The organism is Ruegeria sp. CDSB114, from assembly GCF_059611025.1.
Map to the genome: position 1 here is coordinate 47,504 of NZ_JBXWOT010000014.1, position 26,476 is coordinate 73,979.

Genomic DNA, 26,476 nt, shown 5'->3' on the forward strand with positions numbered 1-26,476 from the left:
GTCAGGTTCAGAGGAAAGCCGCAAGATTTCGCAGATCAGTCAAGAGTATCAAAGCCCTGCGCGATGTCGTCCAATAGATCGGCCAGTTCTTCAGGGTGCGAAAAGAATGGCGAATGAGAGCTTTGGATGGAATGGCGCATTCCCTCGGGCATGCTGAGGCTCATGATGTGCTGGTATTCAGGCGGGATGGTATGGTCGTCGAGTGTTCGGATATATGCTTTGGGCATATCCTGAAAATGTTCTGTCAGGGTAAGCCGTGCCTCCTGAGGTGCAATGGCCTGCGGGCAAAGCCGAGCCAGCGCATAAAGCAGGACCTCTTCCGGGCAGTCGTGGTAAAACAAGGCCTTCACGCTATCGGGTTTGACCGTATAGGACAGCCCGTCAGTCGATTTTTCGACGGCATCAACTATTGTTTGCCGCGGTGATTTCCGGCGCATCTCGACCATCGACAATCCGTTCTCGGGCACGTAGGCGGACAGGAAAACAAGTCCGCGCATCGCATCCGGTCTCAATTCGGCGGCGGCACTAATGGGGTATCCCCCCCAAGAATGGCCGACGATGATCGTATCCGATCTGCTCGCAGCCAGAACGGCGTTCCGGCAACTGTCCAGGGTCACCTGGTCGATCGACGTCGGGTCAGATCCGTGGCTGGGCATATCAATTGCGCGGACCGAATGGCCGCGTGTTTCAAGTGCTGGGATCAAATCTCTCCAACACCAGGCACCATGGCATGAGCCATGGACCAATAGAAAATCCGCCAAAGCAATGCTCCTTCAGATATGACCGATGCCAGTCAAAAAGTCTTTTAGTAGGGCCGCGTATTCAATGGGTTGTTCGACGCAGGGCAGATGGCCCGCTTTGCGTATCAATTCGAAACGGGCACCGGGAATAAGATCAATGGTTTCTTTTACTAGATCCGGCGGGGTAGAGCCATCCTCGCTGCCCGCAATGCCCAAAGTCGGCAAACGCAGGCCACTTGTCGGCGTGTAAAAATAGGTTCCGGAAATGGCGGCGCAACATCCCAGATAACCTTCAACAGGTTGCCGCACCATCATGTTGCGCCATAGCAGGTGCTGGGGCGACGCGTGGAATGCCCGCGAGAACCAGCGCTCCATAGTTGCGTCGGCTAGCATTTCGATGCCGCCGATCCGTACGGCTTCCATACGGTCCGCCCAAATCGCCGGGGTGGCTATTTTGGCCGCTGTATTTGATAAAACCAGCCCGCGAATCAAATCCAGGCGTTTGACGGCCAGACCCTGCGCGATCATCCCGCCGATGGACAGACCGACAAAAACGCAATCTCGGACCTTTAGGTGATCCAGAAGGCCTTCGGCATCGCGGATCAGCGCCCCCATCGAATAGGGCGCCTGAGGCGCCGAGGACAGGCCATGCCCGCGTTTGTCGTATCGAATGACTCGCAGCCCATCAGGCAGGTATGGCAGCATCGCATCCCACAGGCGCAGATCGGTGCCCAGCGAGTTCGCGAACACGATCGGCGCGCCTTGTGGGTCGCCGTCGATCCGGTAATGAAGCTGTACATCCCCAAGGTCAGCTATCTGCATAAAAATCCTCTGTCTTTGCATGCTGAACTGACACGCTGCCGGAACCGGCGGCGGTTGTCAGGTCAGGAACTCCATAGCTTTGGCAAAGACGTCCGGGTCCGCATTGCCACCCGATGCGACAATGAAAACGGCGTCTCCTTGAATTTCGGACCTGCGAAACAACGCTGCGGCCAGGGAAACCGCACCACCCGGTTCAAGCACGATCTTCAGGCGCAGAAAGGCCAAAGCCATAGCGCGCATCGCCTCTTCTTCGGTCACAGACAGGCCGGGACCGCACAGCCGTTGCAGGATCGGAAAGGTGATGTCGCCGGGTTGCGGGGTCAGAATGGCGTCGCAGATATTGCCAGATGTGGCCGCGTTGTTCTGTATTCGTCCCAGCGCCAACGAGCGTTTGACGTCGTCAAACCCTTCGGGCTCGCAGGGGCGGGCGCGCAGACCGGGTGCGTGCCCCTCGAGCGCAAGCGCAATACCCGAGGTCAGCCCCCCGCCGCCGCAACAGACCAGCACATCAGCCTGTTCGACGCCCAGCACAGCCGCCTGGCGCGCGATTTCCAGCCCGGTTGTGCCTTGCCCGGCTATCACCAGCGGTTCATCATAGGGGCGGATCAGGGTCAGGCCACGCTTGGCCGCCACGGCCTCCCCGATTTCTTCGCGGCTTTCATTGGAGCGGTCATACAGAACCACCTCGGCCCCCAGAGCGCGCGTGTTGTCGATTTTGAGCTTTGGGGCATCCGAGGGCATGATGATAACAGCCGAAATACCATGCTGTGCGGCGGCATAAGCCACGCCCTGAGCATGATTGCCCGAGGAATAGGCGATCACACCTTTCTTTCGGTCTGCTTCACTGAGGCCCGAAATGGCCGACCACGCCCCGCGAAACTTGAAACTGCCGGTGTGCTGCAGGCATTCCGGTTTTACCAACACGCGGCGTCCCGCGATTTCATCCAAAAACGGAGAGGTCAGGATTGGTGTTTCTCTGACGTGCCCTTGCAGACGCAGGGCTGCGGCTTCGATCATTTCAAGTGTGCTCATGCCGCGTCCAGTACTTTGCGAATAACGCCCAATGATTGAGGTTCGTCCAGAAACGGCACGTGTCCGCGATCGGGCACGGTAGCCGAGATCAACCCCGGATGCCGGTTCTGCATCTCGGCCAATGTCTGCGTGCTCAGAAGATCGGAATTTTCACCGCGAATGACACCCGTTGGGATGTCGTGCAGGGCCTCGAAGAACATCCACATATCCGGGATTGCCCCGGCTGCGGCCTGTTCCAGCAGCGCTGTGCGCAGGGCCGGATCATAGCGCAGGGTCAAACCCTCTGTCGTTTCCTGATTTTGAAATTCAGCCATCTGCCGCCATCTTTCCAGTGAAATCCCTGGAAACTGCGGGCCCAACATGTGCTGAAGCGCCTGCGCGGCCTCGTCATAGGTTTTCGAGACCGGTTGCTTGCCGACATATTCCATTATTTTGGCGATGCCCGATGGGTTAAAGACCGGACCAACATCATTGAGCACAACAGCCGCCAGCCGCTTTGGGTGGGTGGTGGCCAAGGTCATCGCGATCAGGCCTCCACGTGAGGTCCCAATCACGGTCACCTGATCCAGGCCAAGATGATCCAGCAGATCGATCACGTCCTGAGATTCGCGCAACAGGCTATAGTTCCCGTGATCCGAGTCATGCTCGGATTGCCCGCGCCCGCGATAATCCATCGCGATCATCCGCCAATCGGTCATGTACGGGGCAAGAAATGAGAAATCCCGGCTGTTTCGGGTAAGGCCTGCCAGACACAGGACCGGCCTGCCGCTGCCGGTGTCTTCGAAATAGAGGCGTTTGCCGTCGTTGGTCGAAAAAAAGGGCATCAGAGACCTGCAAGTTCCGGAATGGATGTCAGGTCGGACAGTACATGCGTTGGCTGCCATGGCAACCGATCCATTGGTTCGTTCGCTCGGTTGACCCAGGCGGTGACGAAACCATAGCCACTGGCCCCCGCTGCGTCCCAGCCATTTGAGCTGACGAACAAGACTTCGTCGCGCTCGCAGCCGAACCTCTGCGCGACCAGATCATAAACCTTGGCATGCGGTTTGAAGACGCCGACGCTTTCGACCGACAGAATATCATCCAGAACGCCGCTTATCCCTGCGGATTGAACCGCACCATCCAGCATCGGCGGTGATCCGTTCGACAAGATCGCAGTCTGCATCCCGCCGGCCTTCAGGGTGGCCAGCATTTCGGGAACCTCGGGATAGGCCTGCAATTCCCAGTAGAGATCAAGCAGGCGCTGGCGTAGGGCCGGGTGCTGGTCCAGCCCCGTTGCCTCTAGTGCCCAATCCAGACCGTCTTGCGTGACGTCCCAGAAATCTGCATGTGCATCGGCCACCGCACGAAGCCAGGTGTATTGCAACTGTTTCAGGCGCCAGTGATTGGCCAGATCCGGCCATTTCTGCTGTAACGCCTCAAAGCCGGGTTCTGATGCAGCTTGCCTTGCGGCTGCGGCCACATCGAACAACGTGCCGTATGCATCAAAAATGCAGGTTGTGATCGGCATCAATTCCCCTCCGTTCATTCGGTGCAGGTTTGCAAAAGTGCTAAGGGTTTACAATGTTGCTTCATTGCCTAGGTTTGACCGCTCAATTTTCTATCGGCCGGAGGCCAAAATGACAGCGATAAAACAGGGCGACACAGTTCGCATCCACTATACCGGTACGTTGCAGGACGGGAATGTCTTTGACAGTTCACAAGGGCGCGATCCACTGGAATTCGAGGTGGGGTCCGGGCAGATTATTCCCGGATTGGACAGTGCAATGCCTGGTCTGGTGGCCGGGGACAAAAAACGTGTCGAGATCGCCTGCGTTGATGCTTATGGGCCGATCAATCCCGAAATGCGTCAGAGCATACCACGCGAAGGTATTCCGGACGACATCCCGCTTGAACCCGGCACCCAGTTGCAGATGCAAACGCCCGAAGGGCACGCATTGCCGGTAACTGTTGTCGAGGCTGATGAGGTGACCGTCACGCTAGACGCGAACCATCCTCTGGCCGGAAGGGACCTGATTTTCGAAATCGAAGTGGTTTCGGTGAATTGAGTTTCGTGATCTGGATCAGCCTGAAAACAGGCTGGTCCATGATGCAAAGATCTCGCGTACATGCGGCTGAGTGAAGAATACAAACAGCATCAGCAGCATTGTTAGGGTCATCAAGGCGACGCGGCCCCTAAACCCCAGAAAACCCGGTTTTCGGCGGGAAACCCGCTTGCTGCTGGCGATGATTTGCTCTGCTTTGTTCATGCAACTATCCCTGCCTGCGAAAGATGGTCAAATCTTGGCACTGACAGGGAAAGAAATGGTCACATATGGTCCGGTTGAGGCATTCCCAGAACGTGGAAGCCACCATCAACACGAATAACTTCGCCCGAGGTGCAGGCCCCCGCATCCGAAGCCAGATAAACCGCGGTGCCGCCGACAGCCTCAAGCGTGGCATTGCTGCGCATCGGTGCGTTCTGGTCGCAGAACTTGAAGGTTTTGCGGGCCCCACCGATGGCCGCACCGGCCAGAGTTTTCATCGGACCCGGAGAGATTGCGTTCACCCGGATTCTGTCAGGTCCAAGATCGTTGGCCAGATAACGGGTCGCTGATTCCAGCGCAGCTTTGGCCACACCCATTACGTTGTAGTTGGGCACAACCCGGTTAGACCCCTGATAAGTCAGCGTCAGGATCGTGCCGCCGTTTTCTTTCATCATCGGATAGGCGCGGCGGGCCACTTCGATCAGCGAATAGGCCGAAATATCCATCGAATTCTTGAAATTCGCCCGGCTGGTGTCCAGGAACCGTCCGGTTAGTTCGGACTTGTCGGAATAGGCGACGGCGTGGACCACAAAATCTATGGTGGGCCAGCGCTGGGCAAGCTCGTCAAAAGCGCGATCCAACGACTCGTCATCGGTGACGTCCGCATCGACCATGAAATCGCTGCCAAGGCTCTGCGCCAGCGGTTCCAGCCGCTTTCCGAATGCCTCGCCCTGATAGGTGAATGCCAATTCGGCGCCCGCTTCGTGCATGGCTTTTGCGATGCCCCATGCTATCGAACGGTCATTCGCCACGCCCATAACGAGGCCGCGTTTGCCTTTCATTAGATCTGACATTCCATTCACCCGTTAAACTTTGAAAGAACCATGGACCCGTTCGTCCCACCAAAGCCGAAGCTGTTGGTCATGACGCTGTCCAAACCTGCATTTTCAACTAGCTGAGTTGCAATTTCTCCGGGCTGGATGCCCTCGGCAAGCGAGTCGACGTTGATCGACGGCGTTATAAAATCATGTTCCAGCATCAAAAGGCAGAAAATAGCCTCCAGCGCGCCAGCCGCACCTTGTGCGTGGCCGGTCATCGACTTGGTCGAGGAAATCGGCGGCACGCTACCCTCGCCGAAAATGCGGCGAACAGCTTCGACTTCGCCGACATCTCCGACCGGGGTCGAGGTGCCATGGGCATTGATGTAGTCGACCTTGCGGCCTTCGGGCAGGGTGTCCAGCGCCAGACGCATGGCGCGTTCGCCACCTTCGCCAGATGGGGCTACCATGTCGTGACCGTCGGAGGTTGCTGCAAAACCCGTCACTTCAGCATAGATTTTGGCGCCGCGTGCCAATGCGTGTTCCAGATCTTCCAGCACGACAATACCGCCTCCGCCGGATATCACGAACCCGTCGCGGTCTTGGTCGAATGCACGAGAAGCTTTTTCGGGCGCATCGTTGTATTTCGACGACATCGCACCCATTGCATCGAACAGACAGGACAAGGTCCAGTCCAGCTCTTCCCCGCCGCCCGCGAACATTACATCTTGTTTGCCCATCATGATCTGCTCTGCGGCATTGCCGATGCAATGCAACGAGGTCGAACAGGCCGAAGTGATCGAGTAATTGATGCCCTTGATCTTGAAGGCGGTCGCAAGGTTGGCCGAAATGGTTGAGCACATGCATTTAGGAACTGCAAAAGGCCCGATTCGCTTGGTTGCCCCGTTTTTCAGAACGGTCTGATGCGCAGTCAGCATGGCGCTGGTCGACGGTCCGCCCGATCCGGCGACAAGGCCGGTACGTGAGTTGGCAACCTGGTCTTCGGTCAATCCTGAATCGGCAATCGCCTGGCTCATCGCGATATGCGCATAGGCCGCTCCGGGACCCATAAAGCGCAGGGTGCGCTTGTCCACATGTTCGCTAACGTCGATTTTGAGCGACCCGGCGATCTGGCTGCGAAAGCCATGTTCGACCATCTGGTCATTGGCCACGATGCCGGACTTGCCGGCCTTGAGTGAGGTCAGAACCTCTTCGGCATTGTTCCCGATGGAAGAGACAACTCCCAAGCCGGTGACAACTACTCGACGCATGTGCGTGCTCCTTATTTGGGGCCGGTCAGGCTCAGGCTTCGGACAGAACTACTTTCATGTCCTTGACATCGTAAATCATCTCACCGTCGGCTTCGACGATACCATCTGCGACACCCATAGTCAGGCGGCGGGTCTGGATCGCTTTCTTGAAGTCGATTTTATAGGTCAGCATCTTGCGGTCCGGGCGTACCATACCTGTCAGCTTGACCTCGCCCACTCCAACGGCCATGCCGCGCCCTTGCCAGCCGCGCCAGCCCAGGTTGAATCCGGTCAGCTGCCACAAACCGTCCAGGCCCAAGCAGCCGGGCATGATCGGGTTGCCGGGGAAATGGCAATCAAAGAACCAAAGGTCGGGCGTAATGTCGAATTCAGCAAGAATATGACCTTTGCCATGGGCGCCACCATCGGCCGAAATCTCGGTGATCCGATCCATCATCAACATCGGCGGGGCGGGCAACTGTGCGTTCCCGGGGCCGAATAGTTCGCCGCGGGCGCATTTCAGCAGATCGTCCTTGTCAAAGCTGCTTGGGAATTGGGCCATTCTGCGCCTCTCCTGCCAGGGGTCTTTCCATCTAATTTGGTCTCGTCTAGCACCCGTATGCAAGGTCCTGCAAGAGCAGTGGCCTACATCATGTTGTGTTTACATTATTCTCTGCGAATGAAATTCATTTGAAATTACCTGACTACAGCACTTATATATACCTCAGCAACAAATTGGTATTGGACTGATGACAGCAGATTGCCAGAGCATAGCCACAGGTTGGTTGGTTCACGCCGGATTACGTCCGACGCGTCAGCGCGTAGCATTGGCAGAGCTGCTGGTCGGTGATGGCCGCCATCGCCACGTCACCGCCGAAAGCCTGTTTGAATCGGCCAAACAGAACGGAGATGCTGTTTCTCTGGCGACGGTTTACAACACGTTGCGCGCCTTTTGCGATGCCGGGGTTCTGCAAGAAATTACCGTTGACGGATCGAAAAGCTATTTCGACACCAACACGCATGATCATCCGCATTTCTATTGGGAAGATGAGGGCCGGCTCAGCGATGCTCCGTCCGAACAGCTGGTCATCCAGCGACTGCCCGACGCGCCTGAAGGGGTTGAGATCGCGTCAGTCGACGTTGTGATCCGTCTGCGTAAAAAGTAAACTTACGTCATCAGTCCGGTCAGGATGTGCTGTGCCTTTTCGCTATGCGGATCCATAGGGCCTGTTCCATGCCGTGCCACAACAACGGGTTCAGCTGCGATTTCATCTGACACAGGTATGCTGACCAACGGCATCCCGTCATAGCTGGTCTTGGCAGGAATGTTGGCATAGCTGATGGCAACGCCTTCGCCATGCGCCGCGAGGCTGCGTTGGATCTCGGGCGACGCGGCCCGATGTGCGACATTGGGGTTCTGCCCAAGTTGACGGAAGAGACTCAGGAAATGCTGCGCAGATAGTCCCTCGTTCGATAGGATCAGGGGGTAGGCCACGACATCCTGTAATGATACCTGCGCCCGATTGGCCAAGGGGTGGCCTTTTGTCATAACCGCGATTGGTCGATTGGTGAACAAGGTGGTCGTGGAAAAGGCCGCATCCAGTGTCAGACCATAAGTCAAGGCAAGGTCGATCTCACCATTGACGAGGCCGGAAATCAGGCCCTGAAATTCGTCTACGCGATATGTGATATCAACTTCGGGCATGTTCTGTCGCAGGCTATGCAGAGCTTTTGCCAGCAGGAAAGGCGCGAGGTCGTCGAAACAGCCCAGACGCAGGCGCGTGGTTGCGGTCCCGTCTGTTCCAGAATTTTCCAAACGTGCGGCACGTGTCAGCAAGGCCTCGGCGTTTTCAATAAAGCTGCGTCCCTGCGGTGTCAGCGCCATGGCCGCTCCGCGCTTTCGGATAAACAGCGGATAGCCCAACTGGTCTTCGACCCGGGTTAGCGCATTCGACAGAGCTGGCTGCGAAACATTTAGATGCAACGCTGCAGCAGACAGGCTGCCATGCCGTCCGATGGCGCAGACATATTCATATTGGCGTAGGGTAACGTATAACATAAGGTTAACTATACATTTCAAAGATATTATTTGAATAGATGAAAATTTCATGAGCAAATTCAGGTTAAATTCGAACGGAGGCACAGATGGCTCACCCCCTGGTTACGCAAGAGATGATTGACACATACCAACAGGACGGCGTGGTTCTGATCAAAGGTTTGTTTGCCGACTACGTGGATACGCTGCGTGACGGCATCGCGGCCAATATGGCTGAACCTGGACCATATGCGTCGGACAACCAAAAACAGGGCGAAACCGGTCTGTTCTTTGATGATTACTGCAACTGGTCGCGTATCGAACAGTTCCAGAACGTGATCCACAATTCACCGGCAGCCGAGGTCGCAGCGGATCTGATGCAGTCGCAAACCGTACAAATGTTCCATGACCATGTTCTGGTGAAAGAACCAGGCACGTCGATGGCAACGCCGTGGCACCAGGATGGGCCATACTATTTCGTCGAGGGCAGTCAGACGATCAGTTTCTGGTCGCCATTGGACCCGGTGACACAGGCCACCCTTCGTTGTGTGGCAGGTTCACATAGATGGGAGAAAGAGGTTCTGCCCACGCGTTGGGTCTCGGAAGAAGGGTTTTTCGCGGATGAAGGCCAGTACATCCCCATTCCCGACCCCGATGCCGAAGGTATGAGGGTGGTTGAATTCGAAATGGAACCCGGTGACGCGGTTGCCTTCAACTACCGTACGCTGCATGGCGCGCGTGGAAACCAGTCTGACAGCCGCCGCCGTGCTTTTTCCTTGCGGTTGGTTGGGGAGGATGCGCGATATGTGGAACGTCCGGGGCGCACCTCGCCTCCGTTTCCGGGCCACGACATGCAGCCCGGGCAGCGTTTGCGGGAAGATTGGTTCCCGGTTCTGCTGCGACGCTGAGCTGCCTAGAACCACTGCCCCGATTCGATGAGCCCCAGTTCCAGCAACTGCTGGGATGACCACTGGAACCGAGCCGAGTTGCGCCAGCGGAAGCTGGGGATGTCGAAGGTCGACCCCGCGTTGCTTTTAAGCGCCTTGGCTGCGCGGAAGGAACAGATCGCCGCCGTCAGATTGTGGTGCCATGGGCAGGAATAGGTGTTGTACTCGGGCTCATTGAACGTGTGGTCGGGCAGTAACAACAGATCATTTCGCGATTTGAACAACCCGATTCTGTCGATGCGGCGGCGTTCATAGGGGATGTGATCTTCGAACCGCCAGCGCAAACCGCCGGATATGTCCAGCTGTCTTTCCAGCGGGTGTCCTTCGGCGTTGTGTCGGGCATGTGCGTAATACCCGGTGCTGTCCAGCATGGCTTGGTCAGGGGCAACCCCGTTTGGAAACGCGCCCAGGTCATCAGCATACAGGTCGATCACATGGGTTAGCATGGCGTTCCGGCGTTCTTCGGTGTGAAAGGCCAGTAACTCGCCGATCGTGCGTGTTTCGCAGAAGGGGAAGAACAGGTATTCAGCGTTATAGCAGTAATACATCCAATGGTCAGGAGCGGCCCGGATGACCTGATTAACCGTGTCAAAGACGACGGTTCTCGGTGCGCAGGTCAGTGTCACTCTGTGGATACGCTCGGTCAGTTCAGAATCCAGCGTAAAGGCTTCGGGCATGAACACGATCAGTGATTTGAAGCCAAGGTTCAGATGGTGCCGGATGGTGCCGTCGATCTCGACATCGTCTTCGGCGAAGATCATCGCAACCGGACCTTTGGCCAACGCGGCCTTGCCGGATTGAAGGAAAGAAGTGAGACTGTCGTACTGCATTGCCTGTCCGGCCCCGTCCAACTGGAGTTTTCGGCCAAAATCGGGTAATCGCGCTGGCATTGCAAGCGGCGTTCGTTGGGTATAGATGACGCCGATCCCGCGAACGCAAAGGCCCAACCCCATGTCAGAACCCAAAAAGCTGTACATCAAGACCTATGGTTGCCAGATGAACGTCTATGACAGCGAGCGTATGGCCGAGACCCTGGGCGGGCAGGGCTATGTCGAAACGAAAAGCCCCGATGACGCAGATATGATTCTGCTGAACACCTGCCACATCCGCGAAAAAGCCGCCGAAAAGGTCTATTCCGAGCTGGGGCGTTTCAAAGGGTTGAAAGCCGAAAAACCCGATCTCAAGATCGGGGTCGCGGGCTGCGTCGCGCAGGCCGAGGGCGAAGAAATCATGCGCCGTCAGCCCCTGGTCGATCTGGTGGTTGGCCCGCAAAGCTATCACCGTCTGCCTGAGATGGAAGCCAAGACGCGCGAAGGCGCCAAGGCACTGGACACGGATTTCCCCGAAGAGGACAAGTTCGAAAAGCTCAAGAATCGTCCCAAAGCCAAACGTGGCCCCACCGCTTTTCTGACCGTTCAGGAAGGCTGCGATAAATTCTGTGCCTTTTGTGTCGTGCCCTATACCCGAGGCGCCGAAGTCAGCCGTCCGGTGGTCCGTATCGTCCGCGAGGCACAGGATCTGGTCGAACGTGGCGTGCGCGAGATCACTCTGCTGGGTCAGAACGTCAACGCCTATCACGGTGCTGGACCGAACGGCGACATGACGCTGGCGGGACTGATCTGGGAGTTGAACAAGGTTGACGGGCTAGAGCGCATCCGCTTTACCACGTCGCACCCGAATGACATGGCCGACGACCTGATCGAGGCGCACGGCACCTGCGAAAAACTGATGCCCTATCTTCATTTACCGGTCCAGTCGGGTTCGGATCGCATTCTGAAGCGAATGAACCGCAGTCACACAGCCGAGAGCTATTTGCGTCTGATCGAGCGTATCCGCGCTGCGCGTCCGGATATTGTCATGTCTGGTGATTTCATCGTTGGGTTCCCTGAAGAAACCGACGAAGATTTTCAGGCCACCATGGATTTGGTCGAGCAGGTCAAATACGGCTATGCCTATTCGTTCAAGTATTCGACGCGCCCAGGAACGCCCGCAGCCGAGCGGTCTCAGGTTGATCCTGGGGTGGCGGATGACCGCCTACAGCGGCTGCAGGGATTGATCACGCGTCATCAGCGCGAAATTCAGGATGCCATGGTTGGACGCAAAGTCCGCGTTCTGTTCGAAAAAACCGGCCGGTTGCCGGGACAGATGGTGGGAAAATCTGAATATCTTCATTCGGTTCACGTCTCTGACGCGGATGTGGAAATCGGCGCGCTGCGGGACGTTTTGATCACCGGATCAGGTGCGAATTCTCTGGCGGGGCAGTTGCTCTGACCCGTCCTTTATCTGTGATGCGGATACCATCGCTGGTATTTGTTTCCAAGATTTACCCTTGATTTATCACTTGGAATTATGTTCCGAGAAAAGTCAGGTTTTTTCGGGACCTAGGCTAACGCCTCCTGAAACGGCATATCAGTGCTGATCCTGGTGTCGGATCGGGATGACGGAGGGTGCGAGTGAAACTTTTGAGATTTAGTGCAGGGCCTAATATCAGGGTTGCTCTTCCCGCAATGGCCGCGTTGTTTCTGGTACTCAATTCCGCTGCCGCAGGGAATCTGGATCCGGATTTATCTGAACCGCCGGTAATATCGTCAGCACGGTATGGCAGCGATGTCAGCGCCTTCTATCTGGGTTTGACAGCCGGCTATTCGACCAGCGGCTCGGACCGCTTTGGCCTGACGACGCCTACAGATACGTTCGCTGTCGGCGAATTGGACCTCACCGGCAGTTACGGTGGTATTCGGGGCGGTTGGCGCGGTCTTCTGCCCGCAAAAGGCGGGCGTGACTACGTCTATGGGGTCGAGTTGGGCTATGATTTCGGATCTCTGGACGATGAAGTGTCGACGCAGATCGGAACCTCGGTCGTCAATGGCGGTTCAGAGATTTCGGATGTCATCTCAATTCGCTTTCGGAACGGTCTGACAAACCCAAGTGGCAGAGTGTTATACTTTATTTCCGTTGGTTACGTGCATGGCGATATAACCACGACCAGTTCGATTACATCCGGGGCAACAACCCAGTCCTTTCAGGATAAAGACAGTCGAAAAGGGTTCTCGGCCAGCATTGGCGCCGAGCACAAATTGAATGAGAACTGGTCGATCACTGGGGAATATGAATACGTCCGGTTCGATTCTGAAACCGTCGAATTTGACAACGGGTTTACGACCAAATCGACGCCCCGTTACCGTGGTTTGCGGTTTGGCCTGAACTATCAGTTCTAGGTTTGCCTGTTTAGAACGTTCGCGTTGCCTCCAACTTGATCGGCGGTTTTACCATTCTGTACGGAAAATTTGAATCTCTGGCTTGCGCCCACCAAGAAATGTTGTCTACGCTTGGGGTGAAACGCCCAGACAGGAGAGCGGATTGGCCATTGGCGCCCTGAACCCACCGCAAAATGAAACGCCCCAGCGGGAAGCGTTTGTTGAATTTCCAGACAATCGGTTATTGATAGATCTTTGCGGCGAATATGACCGCAACCTGACCGAAATCGAACAGAAGCTGACCGTACAGATTGTGCGCCGTGGCAACCAACTGGTTGTCATGGGTGACGACGAATCCCAAAAACAGGCGATCGAAGTTCTGCAAGCGCTGTATACCCGCCTGGAAGGTGGTCGTGACGTAGAAGCAGCGGATGTAGACCGCGAACTTCGCATGGGCGGGTCGGAAACAGGAACCGGCAGCCGGGATGGCGATCAGCTTGAGATGTTCAAGGGTGGTTCGGTTGAGATCAAAACCCGCAAAAAGCTGGTCGAGCCGCGTACTGACGCCCAGAAAGTCTATGTTCAGTCCTTGTTCAACAATGAGCTGGCCTTTGGCATAGGTCCGGCGGGCACAGGGAAGACCTATCTGGCCGTGGCCGTTGGCGTATCGATGTTTATCGGCGGGCATGTCGACCGCATCATCCTCAGTCGTCCCGCCGTCGAAGCGGGCGAAAAGCTGGGATATCTACCTGGCGACATGAAGGACAAGGTCGATCCCTATATGCAGCCGCTCTATGATGCGCTGAATGATTTTTTGCCCGGGAAACAACTGGCCAAACTGATCGAGGAAAAGCGCATCGAGATTGCACCTCTGGCGTTCATGCGTGGCCGTACGCTCGCGAACGCCTTCGTTGTGCTGGATGAGGCGCAGAACGCCACGACCATGCAGATGAAAATGTTCCTGACCCGTTTGGGCGAAGGCAGCCGCATGGTCATAACAGGCGACCGGTCACAGGTTGACCTGCCGCGCGGGGTTCAGTCGGGATTGGCGGATGCAGAACGGCTGTTGAGCACGATACCGAATATCAGCTTCAACTATTTCACCTCCAAGGATGTTGTCCGGCACCCACTTGTCGCCGCGATAATCGAAGCGTATGAGGCCGATACGGGCCGTGAAACGGGTTGATCTTCTGGGTCCCGGTATCGGGATTTTGGACATGGTGGCATGAACCTGGAACTATCGGTTGAAGACCCGCGCTGGGACGGGCTCGAGTTTTTGGCAGAGCGCGCCACAAGGGCGGTTTTGGATCATTTCGATCTTGATGCGGACCTGTGTGAGGTTAGCCTGCTGGGATGCGACGATGCACGGATCGCCCAGTTGAACACGGAATTCCGCGAAAAGGCGTCACCGACCAATGTGCTTAGCTGGCCAGCCGAAGATTTGGCTGCGGACTCCGCCGGGCAGACTCCGATACTCCCTGAACCCGATTTCTCAGGGGAAATTGCTCTGGGCGATATCGCGATTTCTTATGATACTTGTGCTCGCGAGGCGGCGGAGGCAGGGAAAAACATGGATAATCATGTCACACATCTGATCGTTCACGGCCTGTTGCATTTGCTGGGTTATGATCACATTCGTGATCTCGACGCCACGCTGATGGAGGGTGTTGAGGTGGAGATACTTGGCAAACTGGGTATTGATGACCCATATAATGCTTAAAGCGGGCCTTTCGGCTTATCATTTGGAATGGGAAAATGGGCGAAACAGACGGCAGTTCTATGGCGGCGCAGGGCGCGCAACCGAAGGACGGCAACGAAAATGTCACTGAGAGACCAGGACTTTTCTCTCGAATAGTGGATGCGTTCTCAACGCAGAGTGAAGACTCGGCTTCTGAGGTCAATGGGCAAGAGGTCGACCCGGCTCAACCTCGCGGCATGATTAATCTGCGCCGGATGCGGGTCGAGGATGTGGCGATTCCCACGGTCGAGATCGTGTCAGTACCGTCGACGATATCCAAAGATGAGCTGGCCCAGGTTTTCCGGGAAAGCGGTCTGTCCAGGATACCTGTTTATGAAGGAACGCTGGATACGCCTTTGGGCTTTATCCACCTGAAAGATTTCGCGTTGACGCACGGGTTCAACGGCGGCTCGACTGAGTTTGATCTGGTGTCGATGTTGCGGACATTGCTGTTCGTGCCGCCGTCGATGCCGATCGGTGTGCTGATGACCAAAATGCAAACCGAGCGCCGCCACATGGCATTGGTGATCGACGAATATGGTGGTGTCGACGGGTTGCTGACGATCGAAGACCTGATCGAACAGGTTGTTGGTGAGATCGCGGACGAACATGATGCGGATGAAAGCCAACTTTGGGTTCAGGAAAAACCTGGATGTTATGTGGTGCAGGCGCGGATACCCCTTGAAGATTTCGAAGCCGAGATCGGGCGTTCCTTGACCAGCCACGAGGATGTCGATGAGGAAGAGATCGACACGCTTGGCGGGTTGGTCTTCATGTTGTCCGGACGGGTTCCGGCACGAGGAGAGGTTGTTCTGCATCCGGAAGGGCCTGAATTTGAGGTGATTGATGCGGATCCGCGGCGCATCAAACGGCTGCGTGTCATGCTGCCGGATATCGTTGCATGAGCCTGATACGGGCTTGGCCCATTTGGCTTAGATTTGTCCTTTCTGGTTTGTTGGGAGGACTGGCTGCATTTGGTCTGGCTCCCTTTGGGTATTGGGTGGCTTCTGTATTGGCGTTGGTGTTGGTCGCACCGATATTTCAGAGCACCGAGACACGTGCGCGTGCGGCGTGGATCGGTTGGGCGTTTGGGACCGGGTATTTCGCCCATGCACTCAGCTGGATTGTCGAGCCGTTTCTGGTGGACGCCGATCGTCACGCTTGGATGGCTCCGTTTGCTTTGGTCTTCATGGCTGGTGGTTTGGCGCTGTTCTGGGCGCTGGCATTCTGGGTTGCTCGCAGGCCCGGCGCGCGCGGGGTTTCACAGGCGTTGTTTCTCGCCTTGGCAATCTCGTTGGCGGAATGTGCCCGCGGTTATGTTCTGACCGGGTTCCCCTGGGCCGGGCTGGCGCAGGTCTGGGTCGAGACCCCTGTTGCGCAGCTACTGTCACTTTTGGGGCCTTACGGGCTTGGGGCGCTGACCTTGGTGGCGACACTGCCACTAGGGGCGGCTTTGGCGCTGCGTTCCGGAGTATTCGTACCCTTGGGCATCAGTGTGGCATCGGTCGCATTGGCTTTGGGCTATGCGGGGACGCGGCCCGCTGTGGTCGAAACGGGACATATCGTTCGCTTGGTTCAGCCCAATGCGTTGCAACATCAGAAATGGGATCCAGAGTTTGCACCTCTTTTCTTCGCACGTCAGATCGAGTTTACTGCCGCCGAACCACAGCCAGACCTGATCGTTTGGCCTGAAACCTCGGTTCCCGCCTGGCTGGGCAGCGCGCAGCCGTATCTGGATGCCATCGCCGAGGCGGCGCAAGGCACGCCGGTTGTTCTGGGAATTCAACGAGGCGACGGGCCGCGTATCTACAACTCGATGATCTACCTTGATGTGGATGGGGCTCAGCAGGGGCTGTACGACAAACATCATCTGGCGCCTTTTGGCGAATATGTTCCGTTTGGCGACGTGATGGCGCGGTTCGGGATCTATGGCATGGCTGCAACCACTGGGCATGGGTTTAGCGCCGGGTCGGGGGCGGCGCTGCTGGATGCAGGCCCATTGGGTAAAGCGCTGCCGTTGATCTGCTACGAAGCTGTGTTCACCCAGGATGTCCTATCCGCGCCGGGGCGCGCTGATTTCCTTCTGCAAATCACCAATGATGCGTGGTTCGGAACGCGCTCGGGACCGTATCAGCACCTGGCTCAGGCACAGATGCGCGCCATCGAGCAGGGGCTGCCCATGATGCGTTCGGCCAATACCGGCGTCTCCGCCATGATTGACCCGCTGGGCCGGATCACCGAGGCCCTGCCGCTTGGGCAGGCGGGCTATATTGATGCCGGACTTCCGGCGCCTCATTCTCCGACGGCTTATTCCCGAATGGGGGATAATACTGTCTTTGCCGTGTTATTGGTGCTGTTTAGCCTGTTTTGGTACGGGCTGCGGCGGCGAAACCTATGATTTCGCATTGACCCTCAGTTTCGGGGGGCTTATCCCCTCTTGTGCCCATCACAACGGCTTCCTGGCGTGACGGGGTAATCTTAATGGAGCACTTGTATGTCCCGACAGAACTATACCTTTACTTCGGAATCCGTTTCCGAAGGGCATCCGGATAAGGTTTGTGACCGTATTTCCGATGCTGTACTTGACGCATTTCTGAACGAAGAACCCGAGGCACGCGTTGCGTGCGAGACCTTTGCGACAACGGATCGCGTGGTGATCGGCGGCGAAGTGGGGCTGTCTGATCAGGACAAGCTGCATGACTATATGGGCCGCATCGACGAGATCGCCCGCGCCTGTATCAAGGATATCGGCTATGAGCAGGATAAGTTCCACCACGAGACGGTAGAAGTTACGAACCTGCTGCATGAGCAATCTGCACATATTGCGCAGGGCGTAGATGCGTCGGGTGACAAGGACGAAGGTGCTGGTGATCAGGGCATCATGTTCGGCTATGCCACCACCGAGACACCCGCGCTTATGCCTGCGCCGATCCAGTATTCCCATGCAATCCTTCGCCGTCTGGCCGAGGTGCGCAAGAACGGGACCGAGCCTGCGCTGGGCCCGGATGCGAAATCGCAGCTGTCAGTGATCTACCAGGATGGCAAGCCGGTTGGCGTCAGCTCGATCGTTCTGTCGACCCAGCATCTGGATGAGACGCTGAGCTCGGCCGATATTCGCGCCATTGTTGAGCCGTATGTCACCGAAACCTTGCCCGAGGGTTGGCTGACCGATCAGACCGATTGGCACGTGAACCCCACCGGCAAGTTCGTCATTGGCGGTCCGGATGGCGATGCGGGTCTGACCGGTCGTAAGATCATCGTGGACACTTATGGTGGTGCAGCGCCTCATGGTGGCGGAGCGTTTTCGGGCAAAGACCCGACCAAGGTAGACCGTTCGGCGGCTTATGCCGCGCGCTATCTGGCCAAGAATGTCGTAGCCGCGGGAATGGCCGAGCGTTGCACGATCCAGCTGAGCTATGCCATTGGCGTTTCCCGGCCTCTGTCGATCTATGCGGATACGCATGGCACGGGGCAGATCGCGGATGATCGGATTGAAAAAGCCGTCGGCCAGGTGATGGACCTGACCCCACGTGGCATCCGTCAGCATCTGGAGCTGAACAAGCCGATCTATCAGCGCACAGCAGCCTATGGCCATTTTGGTCGCCAGCCGGAAGCGGATGGGGGTTTCAGCTGGGAGCGCACAGATCTAGCAGACGCGTTGAAAGCGGCGGTTTGATCTGACTGGTATTAATAGGTGCGCCCTTGCGGGCGCGCCTATTTCTTGGGAAATGTATGAGAGGCGGCGGCTATTCTGCTCTGCCGCCGCCCCTTGCCTCTGAGCCGTCCCCGCAGTATGGGCACCGCCATGAGCACCCAGACACCCCAACGCCCCCGCAGAAACTTTTATGGCCGGTTCAAAGGCAAGACCCTGAAGCAAAGCCAAAAGACGTATCTGAGCGAAGACCTCGATGCGCTGTCTCCGGGTGCTGTGGACTGGGAAAGCAATCCTGAACGCAGTCCGCTGGATCTGAATGCCCTGTTCGGTGGCAAGGATGTCTGGCTTGAGATCGGCTTTGGCGGCGGCGAGCATCTGGTGCATCAGGCGGCTAGCAATCCCGATATCGGTATCATTGGGGCAGAACCCTATATCAACGGTGTCGCCATGCTGTTGGGCAAGATTCGCAAGGCTGGGGTCGAGAATCTGGCGGTGCATCCCGGCGATGCGCGCGATCTTTTTGATGTCTTGCCCGAAGCCAGCATATCACGCGCCTTTCTTCTGTACCCCGATCCCTGGCCCAAAACCCGGCATCACCGCCGTCGGTTCGTGACCCCAGAGCATCTGGAGCCGTTGGCGCGGTCGTTGAAACCGGGCGCGATCTTTCGCGTTGCAACAGATATTCCCGACTATGTCCGCCAAACGTTGGAAGAGGTGCCGGGCGCTGGTTTCGAATGGTTGGCGGAACGCCCCACCGATTGGCGTGAGCCTTGGGAAGACTGGATTTCCACGCGCTATGAGCAGAAGGCCCTGCGCGAAGGGCGGACACCGCATTACCTGACCTTCCGCCGCAACGACTGATTGCGGCTGGACCAAGCGCCTCCAATTCGCTAATCGGCTTGGGAACTGATAGCGAAAACAGGAGCCCCCATGTCCGGACACGGCACGCCCATCCCGATGACCTCGCACCCTTGCGGTCCGCTGACCGGAACGGCAGAGGTGCCTGGTGACAAGTCGATCTCGCACCGATCGCTGATCCTGGGCGCGATGGCCGTGGGTGAAACCCGGATCACCGGTCTGTTGGAGGGTGAGGACGTTCTGGACACCGCAAAGGCGATGCGTGCCTTTGGGGCTGAGGTGACAGATCACGGGGGTGGCGAATGGTCAGTCCATGGTGTGGGCGTCGGTGGCTTTGCCGAACCCGATCAGGTCATTGACTGCGGCAACTCGGGCACCGGCGTTCGGTTGATCATGGGCGCGATGGCGACCTCTGCGATTTCCGCGACATTCACGGGGGATGCCAGCCTCAACAAACGCCCTATGGCGCGGGTAACCGATCCTCTGGCGTTGTTTGGTGCGCAATCTGTGGGACGCACCGGGGGGCGCCTACCTATGACGATTGTGGGTGCAGCAGACCCTGTCCCAGTAAAGTACGAGGTTCCTGTTCCCTCCGCACAGGTGAAATCTGCCGTTTTGTTGGCAGGTCTGAACGCACCGGGCAAGACTGTGGTGATTGAGGCCGAAGCGACCCGGGACCATTCCGAGCGGATGCTGGCCGGGTTCGGGGCTGAAATCACGGTCGAGGATACCGATGAGGGGCGGGTGATCACCCTGACCGGTCGCCCTGAGTTGAAACCGCAGATCATCGTTGTGCCCCGTGATCCCTCCAGCGCGGCCTTTCCGGTCTGTGCTGCGCTGATCACGCCCGGATCCGATGTTCTGGTTCCGGGCATCGGCTTGAACCCGACCCGCGCGGGTCTGTTTACCACTCTGCGTGAGATGGGTGCTGACTTGACCTATGAGAATGAGCGCGAAGAGGGCGGCGAACCGGTTGCCGATCTGCGCGCACGCTATTCGCCCGATATGAAGGGAATCTCGGTTCCTCCGGAACGAGCGGCCTCGATGATTGACGAATACCCGGTTCTGTCTGTGGTCGCGGCAAATGCCACGGGCACCACGATGATGGGCGGCGTAAAAGAGCTGCGCGTCAAGGAAAGCGACCGTATTGATGCGATGGCCCGCGGCCTGCGCGTTAATGGCGTCACCGTCGATGAGGGCGATGATTGGTGGTCTGTGGATGGTTTGGGAATTGGCAATGTTCCCGGCGGCGGCACCTGTGAGAGCTTTCTGGATCACCGGATCGCGATGTCCTTTATGGTTATGGGTATGGGGGCGAAAAAACCGGTCGGGGTCGACGATGGCGGCCCGATCGCAACGTCTTTCCCGATCTTCGAACCGTTGATGGCTGGCCTTGGTGCGCGGCTGCAGCGAAACAACCGGTAAATGCGATGGCAGTTGCCAGTTTCACCATAGCGATCGATGGCCCGGCAGCAGCGGGGAAGGGCACGATTTCCAATGCCGTTGCCGCCCATTTCGGGTTTGCGCATCTCGATACCGGCCTGCTTTACCGTGCGGTTGGCCGCAGAACGCTGGAAGGTGCCGACCCGGTTAGTGCCGCGCAAACGCTGACAGCCGAGGACCTGGATCAGGGTGATCTGCGCACGGCTGAGATCGCGCAAGCGGCCTCAAAAGTTGCAGTTATCCCCGAGGTGCGGGCTGCATTGGTCGATTTTCAGCGCGCCTTTGCGCGCCGAGCGGGAGGTGCGGTGTTGGACGGTCGTGACATCGGAACCGTTATTTGCCCGCGGGCCGAGGTGAAACTGTTTGTCACCGCCAGCGCCGAAGTGCGCGCTGAGAGACGGTTTCTGGAACTGGACGCCAAGGGCCATGAGGTTACACGCGCACAGGTGTTGGCCGATGTGCGTGAGCGGGACGCTCGGGATGCCGAACGCAGCACGGCACCTATGAAGCCAGCTGAGGATGCGGTCATATTGGATACCTCGGACCTGAGCATTGACGCGGCTCTTGCCCGCGCGATTGAGGTCATCGAACCAGTTCTGCCCTAGGGCCGTTTGCCAGAGCAAACACAACTTTGTTCACTAAGCTTTGTTTGGCCAGCGCCCGAGGCGTCGATTACCTTTGTATCGACATCTGCCGGAGGTAATCGATGTTCCGCCTGATTTTGATTTTTACCTTTCTCGCCAGTGCGCTTTCAGCGCAAGAGGCAGAACCGCCAATGACCTACGAGCGTTTGGGCAAGATATTGTTTGCGCTTGACCCCGAGACAGAGCCTCTTGGGCCGGGCTTTCAGCTTACCATCGCGGAGGTTCCCGTTCTGGTGATTACCGACGTCAATGCGGACCGGATGCGGGCCATGGTGTCGATCCAAAGTGTCGAAGATCTGAGTGCTCAGGACATGCAACGGATGATGCAGGCGAATTTCGACAGTACCCTGGATGCGCGATATGCGATTGCCAATGGCACCTTGTGGGCTGCGTTCATCCACCCCTTGTCGCGGCTGGAAAGGGATCAGTTGATCTCGGGGCTGGCCCAGACGGTGAACATCGCCAACACCTACGGCACCTTGTATTCCAGCGGAGTTGCGGAATTTGGCGGCGGCGATAGCAATGATCTTCAGCGCGCTCTGATCGAAGAGCTTCTGAAAAAAGGCGAGGATATCTGACGCAGGGCTGGTACTTGCGCATTTCCTTTCTCGCAGCATCCACCATCCTAAAGAAAGACGCGCAGTGGCGAGCGGCCTGTGTTGCCGGGTCTGATGACCCGACATGTATGCAGGCTCGGCCGTCATAGTGCCTAGCTGGATGCAGGAAAGCTGTTATAGTTTCTCTCAGGCAAAAAGGGAAAGCTGCTTTACAAGCCCCAAAATCAAAAAGGGCAGGCGGCTAAAAAACCCCAAAACCAACAGGGACAGAAAATATGAATAATCGTTTGCGCAAGATCACCATTGTGGGTGGCGGCACGGCAGGTTGGATGACCGCGCTGATCCTGGAAATGGTGTTTTCACGCACGTCAGCACCCAAGGATCGCCCGCGTATCTGCCTGATCGAAAGCCCCAATATCTCGACTGTGGGCGTCGGCGAGGCCACCGTTCCACGGATGCCGGTCACGCTGCGCCAGGCCGGCATTTCAGAGCGGGATTTCTTCCGTGAGACCAACGCCTCGTTCAAGCTGGGCGTGAAGTTTTGTAATTGGAACAAGGACGCCAAGGGCAATCGCATTGATTACGTGAACCCTTTTGCGCATGGCCAGTTGTTAGAGGGGTTAGAGCCCGCAGAATACTTCCTGCGCTTTGGCAATGGCGATAGGGATTTCACGCAGTCCATCTCGCCCCATGATGATCTGGCGCGCCTGTGCAAAGGTGGGCGGCCACTGGGTCAGCCAGAGTTTGAGCAGCGGTTCGGCTATGCCTATCATCTGGATGCTGTGAAGTTTGCAGGCATGTTGACCAGGGTTTGCACCAAGCGCGGCGTTGAGCATATCCAGGACGAGGTGAAATCGGTCGAGCTGGATGAGCAGGGCAATGTCAGCCATCTGATGCTGGAAAAGAAAGGCCGCCATGACATTGAGATGGTCGTGGATTGCACCGGGTTTCGCGGCTTGATTATCAACAAGGCGCTGGGCGAGCCTTTCATGGACTATTCTGACTATCTGCCCAACGACCGCGCCATGGCGTTGCAGATCGAGCACCCGGATCCAGAAAAAATCGAAAGCGTCACACGGTCCACCGCACTTGGTGCAGGGTGGACCTGGCGGGTGCCACTCTTTAACCGTGTGGGCACGGGCTATGTCTACTCATCTGCGCATCGCACGGATGAACAGGCGGCGGATGAATACCTCGAATGGCTGGGCGACAGCGGCAAAGGCGCGACGCCGCGCGTGATCCCGATGCGTATCGGACGAGTGCGCAATGCCTGGGTCAAGAATTGCGTGGCGATCGGACTGGCCGGAGGGTTCATCGAACCGCTGGAAAGTACAGCGATCCACATGATTGATCATGCGGTGCGCTGGTTCGCCGAGCATCTGCCTACGCGGGACATCGAACCGTCGCTGCGGGCGAGATATAACAAGCAAATGGACAAGCTCTATGACGAGGTTCTGGATTTCATTTGTCTGCACTACCGCTTGGGCAACCGCACGGATGATCAATATTGGATCGACGCGCGGACCGAAATGAAGATACCGGATCGGCTGGCCGAGAACCTTGAACTGTGGCAGCACCGCCTGCCTTTGGAACGAGATATCGAGTTTGCAACGCTTTTCGATTTCCGCGTCTATCAAACGGTTCTTTTGGGTAAGCAGGTCTATGATACGGGCTATGGCGCCGGCATCCGCGATCGCTTGCGGCCGTTGAAGAAACCGATCTGGTTCCAGTGGTGGAAAGGCGCGAAAGTGGATCTTGCGCAGATACTCAGATCAATGCCTGATCACAAAACCCTGCTGCGCGATATCCGGGGCGAGCTCGAGCGCCCAGCCTTTGGAAAGGCCGCAGCAGCGAAGCCAACCGTCGCGATGCCGGGCGCGGCCCCGGCACCATTGGCGGTCCAGAACATGCCGAATTTTGCCGAAATCCAAAGCGGCTCAAAAGATCTGCAACTGTTTTAGGCGCTCTGTCCTTTCGGAGCTGAAGAAGAATACAAATCGACCCGACCTCAGCCATGCAAGGCTGGGGTTTGCGTGTTATTTTGTGATATGCACGGTAAAACTTGCAGCGCCTGTGCGAACCCGTTATAGAGCGCGCGTCGACAAGGCGATTTGAGCCATAAAACAATGAGACGAGCAGGGTCGGACCAACCGGCCCTCTTTGTTTTGCGGTATATGTCAGATCGTCTGACCAATCCACTAAGACCGGCGGAGACAACCGCTCGGCCAGCAAAAACGTTATGTAAAGGAAAACACTGCCAGATGGCTGATACAACCATGGAGGAATTCGAAGCCCTCCTGAATGAAAGCTTCGAAATGGACACGCCCGAAGAGGGTTCTGTTGTCAAAGGTAAGGTTCTGGCGATCGAAGCCGGCCAAGCCATCATCGACGTCGGCTACAAAATGGAAGGCCGCGTTGATCTGAAAGAATTCGCAAATCCTGGCGAAGCCCCTGAAATTACTGTTGGTGACGAGGTTGAAGTTTACCTGCGCGCCGCAGAAAACGCCCGTGGCGAAGCCGTCATCTCACGCGAGATGGCCCGCCGTGAAGAGGCATGGGACCGTCTGGAAAAAGCATATGCCGACGACCAGCGCGTCGAAGGTGCAATCTTTGGACGTGTCAAAGGTGGCTTCACCGTCGATCTGGGTGGTGCAGTAGCGTTCCTGCCCGGCTCGCAGGTTGACGTGCGCCCCGTACGCGACGCTGGCCCTCTGATGGGTCTGAAGCAGCCGTTCCAGATTCTGAAAATGGACCGTCGCCGTGGCAACATCGTTGTTTCGCGCCGCGCAATCCTGGAAGAATCGCGTGCCGAACAGCGCGCCGAGGTTATCGGCAACCTGACCGAAGGTCAGACCGTAGAAGGCGTGGTCAAGAACATCACCGAATACGGTGCGTTTGTTGACCTGGGCGGCGTTGACGGCCTGCTGCACGTCACCGACATGGCATGGCGCCGTGTGAACCACCCGTCCGAGATCCTGACGATCGGCGAGACCATCAACGTTCAGGTCATCAAGATCAACAAAGAGACCCACCGCATCAGCCTGGGCATGAAGCAGCTGCAGGAAGATCCGTGGGATCTGGTTGCAGCCAAGTATCCGCTGAGCTCGGTTCATCAGGGTCGCGTCACCAACATCACCGACTACGGCGCGTTCGTCGAGCTGGAAGCCGGTGTCGAAGGTCTGGTGCACGTGTCCGAGATGTCCTGGACCAAGAAAAACGTCCACCCCGGCAAGATCGTTTCGACGAGCCAGGAAGTCGACGTCATGGTTCTGGAAATCGATGGCGCCAAGCGTCGCGTGTCTCTGGGCCTGAAGCAGACTCAGCGCAACCCGTGGGAAGTGTTTGCAGAAACACACCCCGAGGGCACCGAAGTCGAAGGTGAAGTCAAGAACATCACCGAATTCGGTCTGTTCATTGGCCTCGAAGGCGACATCGACGGCATGGTTCACCTCAGCGATCTGTCCTGGGACGAGCGTGGCGAGGATGCCATCCAGAACTACCACAAGAACGACGTGGTACAGGCCGTTGTGTCTGAAGTGGATGTCGAGAAAGAGCGTATCTCGCTGTCGATCAAAGCCCTGGGCGGTGACAAGTTCGCCGAAGCCGTGGGCGGCGTGAAGCGTGGCTCGATCATCACCGTTGAGGTCACCGCGATCGAAGATGGCGGCATCGAGGTAGAGTACGAAGGTATGAAGTCGTTCATCCGTCGTTCCGACCTGAGCCGTGACCGTGCCGAACAGCGCCCCGAGCGTTTCTCGGTCGGTAACAAGGTCGACGTCCGCGTCACCAATGTCGACAGCAAGACCCGTCGTCTGGGTCTGTCGATCAAGGCACGTGAGATCGCCGAAGAGAAAGAGGCCGTGGAACAGTACGGTTCTTCCGACTCGGGCGCATCGCTGGGCGATATCTTGGGTGCAGCGCTGAAGTCGGGCGACTAAGTCCGAGCCTCAGTCAAGCCGAATTTGCGGCCCCGCGTGAAAGCGCGGGGCCGTTTTTGTTGCGAATCAACATGTTCGCATTTTCAGGCTAATTGGGGCTTAGGTTCATGCATTTGTCGGGCAAATTACATGAACTGGCAAAATTTCGCGTTACTTAACTGTAATTTTCAGCCTTTGCCCGCAGAGTTTACGTTCCCCCGAACCCAGTTTTTTCCTATACTGTTCAGAATAATAGGCATGGTTAACCGGTCGCCTGGGAGGGTAACGCACATGATCCGTTCAGAACTGATTCAGAAAATCGCCGACGAGAACCCGCATCTTTATCAGCGTGACGTCGAGCGAATCGTGAATACCGTGTTCGAAGAAGTAACGGATGCGATGGCGCGAGGGGATCGGGTTGAACTGAGAGGCTTCGGGGCGTTTTCAGTGAAACAGCGCGATGCCCGTGTGGGTCGTAACCCGCGCACCGGCGAAACTGTGCAGGTCGAAGAAAAATGTGTTCCGTTTTTCAAAACTGGCAAGTTGCTAAGGGACCGGTTGAACGGTAAAGCCTAGG

General features: G+C 57.0%; 28 protein-coding genes and 1 riboswitch. Of the genes, 17 read left to right on the top strand and 11 right to left on the bottom strand.

Annotated elements, in window-relative coordinates:
• Positions 1-35: 35 nt before the first annotated feature.
• Genes AC2FIP_RS19930 through AC2FIP_RS19950 form a run of 5 tightly spaced genes read right to left on the bottom strand, consistent with a single transcriptional unit; the run spans position 36 to position 4,104 of the window.
• The gene (locus AC2FIP_RS19930) at positions 36-761 is read right to left on the bottom strand and encodes an alpha/beta fold hydrolase (RefSeq protein WP_496694537.1); all 726 of its coding nucleotides are present in this window, start codon (positions 759-761) and stop codon (positions 36-38) included.
• A 12-nt stretch (positions 762-773) separates the two neighbouring features.
• On the bottom strand, positions 774-1,562 hold the full coding sequence (pcaD, locus tag AC2FIP_RS19935; protein ID WP_496787858.1) for a 3-oxoadipate enol-lactonase: 789 nt from the start codon (positions 1,560-1,562) through the stop codon (positions 774-776).
• A gap of 57 nt (positions 1,563-1,619) precedes the next feature.
• Positions 1,620-2,594, bottom strand: coding sequence for a threonine ammonia-lyase (locus tag AC2FIP_RS19940; protein WP_496787859.1), 975 nt, complete (start codon positions 2,592-2,594; stop codon positions 1,620-1,622).
• Complete coding sequence (locus AC2FIP_RS19945; RefSeq protein WP_496787860.1) at positions 2,591-3,418, bottom strand: alpha/beta fold hydrolase; 828 nt, start codon at positions 3,416-3,418, stop codon at positions 2,591-2,593. The genes AC2FIP_RS19940 and AC2FIP_RS19945 overlap by 4 nt, the downstream gene beginning before the upstream one ends.
• Positions 3,418-4,104: a haloacid dehalogenase type II gene (locus AC2FIP_RS19950; RefSeq protein WP_496692939.1), complete on the bottom strand. Its 687-nt coding sequence runs from the start codon at positions 4,102-4,104 to the stop codon at positions 3,418-3,420. Before AC2FIP_RS19950 ends, AC2FIP_RS19945 begins: the two co-directional genes overlap by 1 nt.
• A gap of 109 nt (positions 4,105-4,213) precedes the next feature.
• Between AC2FIP_RS19950 and AC2FIP_RS19955 the strand changes: the two genes are divergently transcribed.
• The gene (locus AC2FIP_RS19955) at positions 4,214-4,642 is read left to right on the top strand and encodes an FKBP-type peptidyl-prolyl cis-trans isomerase (protein WP_142639411.1); all 429 of its coding nucleotides are present in this window, start codon (positions 4,214-4,216) and stop codon (positions 4,640-4,642) included.
• 15 nt (positions 4,643-4,657) lie between these two features.
• On the opposite strand, the gene AC2FIP_RS19960 is transcribed toward AC2FIP_RS19955, so the two are convergent.
• From AC2FIP_RS19960 to fabA, 4 genes are read right to left on the bottom strand one after another with little or no spacing between them, the layout of a single operon-like run.
• A complete protein-coding gene (locus tag AC2FIP_RS19960) occupies positions 4,658-4,843 on the bottom strand; it encodes a hypothetical protein (RefSeq protein ID WP_142639413.1) in 186 nt (61 codons plus the stop codon).
• 59 nt (positions 4,844-4,902) lie between these two features.
• Positions 4,903-5,694 carry an enoyl-ACP reductase FabI gene (locus AC2FIP_RS19965; RefSeq protein ID WP_496787862.1) on the bottom strand — a complete coding sequence of 264 codons (792 nt, stop codon included), beginning with the start codon at positions 5,692-5,694 and terminating at the stop codon, positions 4,903-4,905.
• 5 nt (positions 5,695-5,699) lie between these two features.
• Complete coding sequence (gene fabB / locus AC2FIP_RS19970; protein ID WP_496787863.1) at positions 5,700-6,929, bottom strand: beta-ketoacyl-ACP synthase I; 1,230 nt, start codon at positions 6,927-6,929, stop codon at positions 5,700-5,702.
• Positions 6,930-6,960: 31 nt separating this feature from the next.
• Positions 6,961-7,470: a bifunctional 3-hydroxydecanoyl-ACP dehydratase/trans-2-decenoyl-ACP isomerase gene (fabA, locus tag AC2FIP_RS19975; protein ID WP_142639419.1), complete on the bottom strand. Its 510-nt coding sequence runs from the start codon at positions 7,468-7,470 to the stop codon at positions 6,961-6,963.
• Between the two features lie 187 nt (positions 7,471-7,657).
• Here fabA and irrA point away from each other — a divergent pair, with 187 nt between their 5' ends.
• Positions 7,658-8,074, top strand: coding sequence for an iron response transcriptional regulator IrrA (gene irrA / locus AC2FIP_RS19980; RefSeq protein WP_142639421.1), 417 nt, complete (start codon positions 7,658-7,660; stop codon positions 8,072-8,074).
• 2 nt (positions 8,075-8,076) lie between these two features.
• Here irrA and AC2FIP_RS19985 read toward each other — a convergent pair whose 3' ends face one another.
• Entirely contained in the window at positions 8,077-8,967 is an 891-nt protein-coding gene (locus AC2FIP_RS19985) for a LysR family transcriptional regulator (protein ID WP_271951570.1), read from the bottom strand.
• 86 nt (positions 8,968-9,053) lie between these two features.
• On the opposite strand from AC2FIP_RS19985, the gene AC2FIP_RS19990 reads away from it, so the two are divergent.
• Positions 9,054-9,851, top strand: a complete 798-nt coding sequence (locus AC2FIP_RS19990; protein WP_271951572.1) for a phytanoyl-CoA dioxygenase family protein — start codon at positions 9,054-9,056, stop codon at positions 9,849-9,851.
• Positions 9,852-9,856: 5 nt separating this feature from the next.
• Here AC2FIP_RS19990 and AC2FIP_RS19995 read toward each other — a convergent pair whose 3' ends face one another.
• Positions 9,857-10,720: a glycosyltransferase family protein gene (locus AC2FIP_RS19995; RefSeq protein ID WP_496704114.1), complete on the bottom strand. Its 864-nt coding sequence runs from the start codon at positions 10,718-10,720 to the stop codon at positions 9,857-9,859.
• A 121-nt stretch (positions 10,721-10,841) separates the two neighbouring features.
• On the opposite strand from AC2FIP_RS19995, the gene miaB reads away from it, so the two are divergent.
• From miaB to ihfB, 14 genes are all read left to right on the top strand, one after another.
• Positions 10,842-12,161, top strand: a complete 1,320-nt coding sequence (miaB, locus tag AC2FIP_RS20000; protein WP_496787864.1) for a tRNA (N6-isopentenyl adenosine(37)-C2)-methylthiotransferase MiaB — start codon at positions 10,842-10,844, stop codon at positions 12,159-12,161.
• A 182-nt stretch (positions 12,162-12,343) separates the two neighbouring features.
• Positions 12,344-13,108 carry an outer membrane protein gene (locus tag AC2FIP_RS20005; RefSeq protein ID WP_496698792.1) on the top strand — a complete coding sequence of 255 codons (765 nt, stop codon included), beginning with the start codon at positions 12,344-12,346 and terminating at the stop codon, positions 13,106-13,108.
• 142 nt (positions 13,109-13,250) lie between these two features.
• Positions 13,251-14,273 carry a PhoH family protein gene (locus AC2FIP_RS20010; RefSeq protein WP_142639428.1) on the top strand — a complete coding sequence of 341 codons (1,023 nt, stop codon included), beginning with the start codon at positions 13,251-13,253 and terminating at the stop codon, positions 14,271-14,273.
• Positions 14,274-14,312: 39 nt separating this feature from the next.
• Positions 14,313-14,807, top strand: coding sequence for an rRNA maturation RNase YbeY (ybeY, locus tag AC2FIP_RS20015; RefSeq protein WP_496787866.1), 495 nt, complete (start codon positions 14,313-14,315; stop codon positions 14,805-14,807).
• 35 nt (positions 14,808-14,842) lie between these two features.
• A complete protein-coding gene (locus AC2FIP_RS20020) occupies positions 14,843-15,730 on the top strand; it encodes a hemolysin family protein (protein WP_142639432.1) in 888 nt (295 codons plus the stop codon).
• Positions 15,727-17,223 (top strand): apolipoprotein N-acyltransferase, encoded by a 1,497-nt coding sequence (lnt, locus tag AC2FIP_RS20025; RefSeq protein WP_496787868.1) that lies wholly within the window; start codon positions 15,727-15,729, stop codon positions 17,221-17,223. Before AC2FIP_RS20020 ends, lnt begins: the two co-directional genes overlap by 4 nt.
• Positions 17,224-17,265: 42 nt before the next feature.
• Positions 17,266-17,314, top strand: a riboswitch (SAM-SAH riboswitch).
• A 5-nt stretch (positions 17,315-17,319) separates the two neighbouring features.
• The gene (metK, locus tag AC2FIP_RS20030; protein ID WP_496787869.1) at positions 17,320-18,501 is read left to right on the top strand and encodes a methionine adenosyltransferase; all 1,182 of its coding nucleotides are present in this window, start codon (positions 17,320-17,322) and stop codon (positions 18,499-18,501) included.
• A gap of 129 nt (positions 18,502-18,630) precedes the next feature.
• Complete coding sequence (gene trmB, locus AC2FIP_RS20035; RefSeq protein ID WP_496690363.1) at positions 18,631-19,341, top strand: tRNA (guanine(46)-N(7))-methyltransferase TrmB; 711 nt, start codon at positions 18,631-18,633, stop codon at positions 19,339-19,341.
• A gap of 69 nt (positions 19,342-19,410) precedes the next feature.
• Positions 19,411-20,763, top strand: a complete 1,353-nt coding sequence (aroA, locus tag AC2FIP_RS20040) for a 3-phosphoshikimate 1-carboxyvinyltransferase (protein ID WP_496787871.1) — start codon at positions 19,411-19,413, stop codon at positions 20,761-20,763.
• Between the two features lie 5 nt (positions 20,764-20,768).
• Positions 20,769-21,386: a (d)CMP kinase gene (locus AC2FIP_RS20045; protein WP_496709931.1), complete on the top strand. Its 618-nt coding sequence runs from the start codon at positions 20,769-20,771 to the stop codon at positions 21,384-21,386.
• Positions 21,387-21,487: 101 nt separating this feature from the next.
• Positions 21,488-22,003, top strand: coding sequence for a hypothetical protein (locus AC2FIP_RS20050; RefSeq protein WP_271951586.1), 516 nt, complete (start codon positions 21,488-21,490; stop codon positions 22,001-22,003).
• Between the two features lie 254 nt (positions 22,004-22,257).
• Complete coding sequence (locus AC2FIP_RS20055) at positions 22,258-23,943, top strand: tryptophan halogenase family protein (RefSeq protein WP_496750976.1); 1,686 nt, start codon at positions 22,258-22,260, stop codon at positions 23,941-23,943.
• Between the two features lie 300 nt (positions 23,944-24,243).
• Positions 24,244-25,920 carry a 30S ribosomal protein S1 gene (gene rpsA / locus AC2FIP_RS20060; protein WP_142639449.1) on the top strand — a complete coding sequence of 559 codons (1,677 nt, stop codon included), beginning with the start codon at positions 24,244-24,246 and terminating at the stop codon, positions 25,918-25,920.
• A gap of 270 nt (positions 25,921-26,190) precedes the next feature.
• Positions 26,191-26,475 carry an integration host factor subunit beta gene (ihfB, locus tag AC2FIP_RS20065; protein WP_037310872.1) on the top strand — a complete coding sequence of 95 codons (285 nt, stop codon included), beginning with the start codon at positions 26,191-26,193 and terminating at the stop codon, positions 26,473-26,475.
• Position 26,476: the final 1 nt, after the last annotated feature.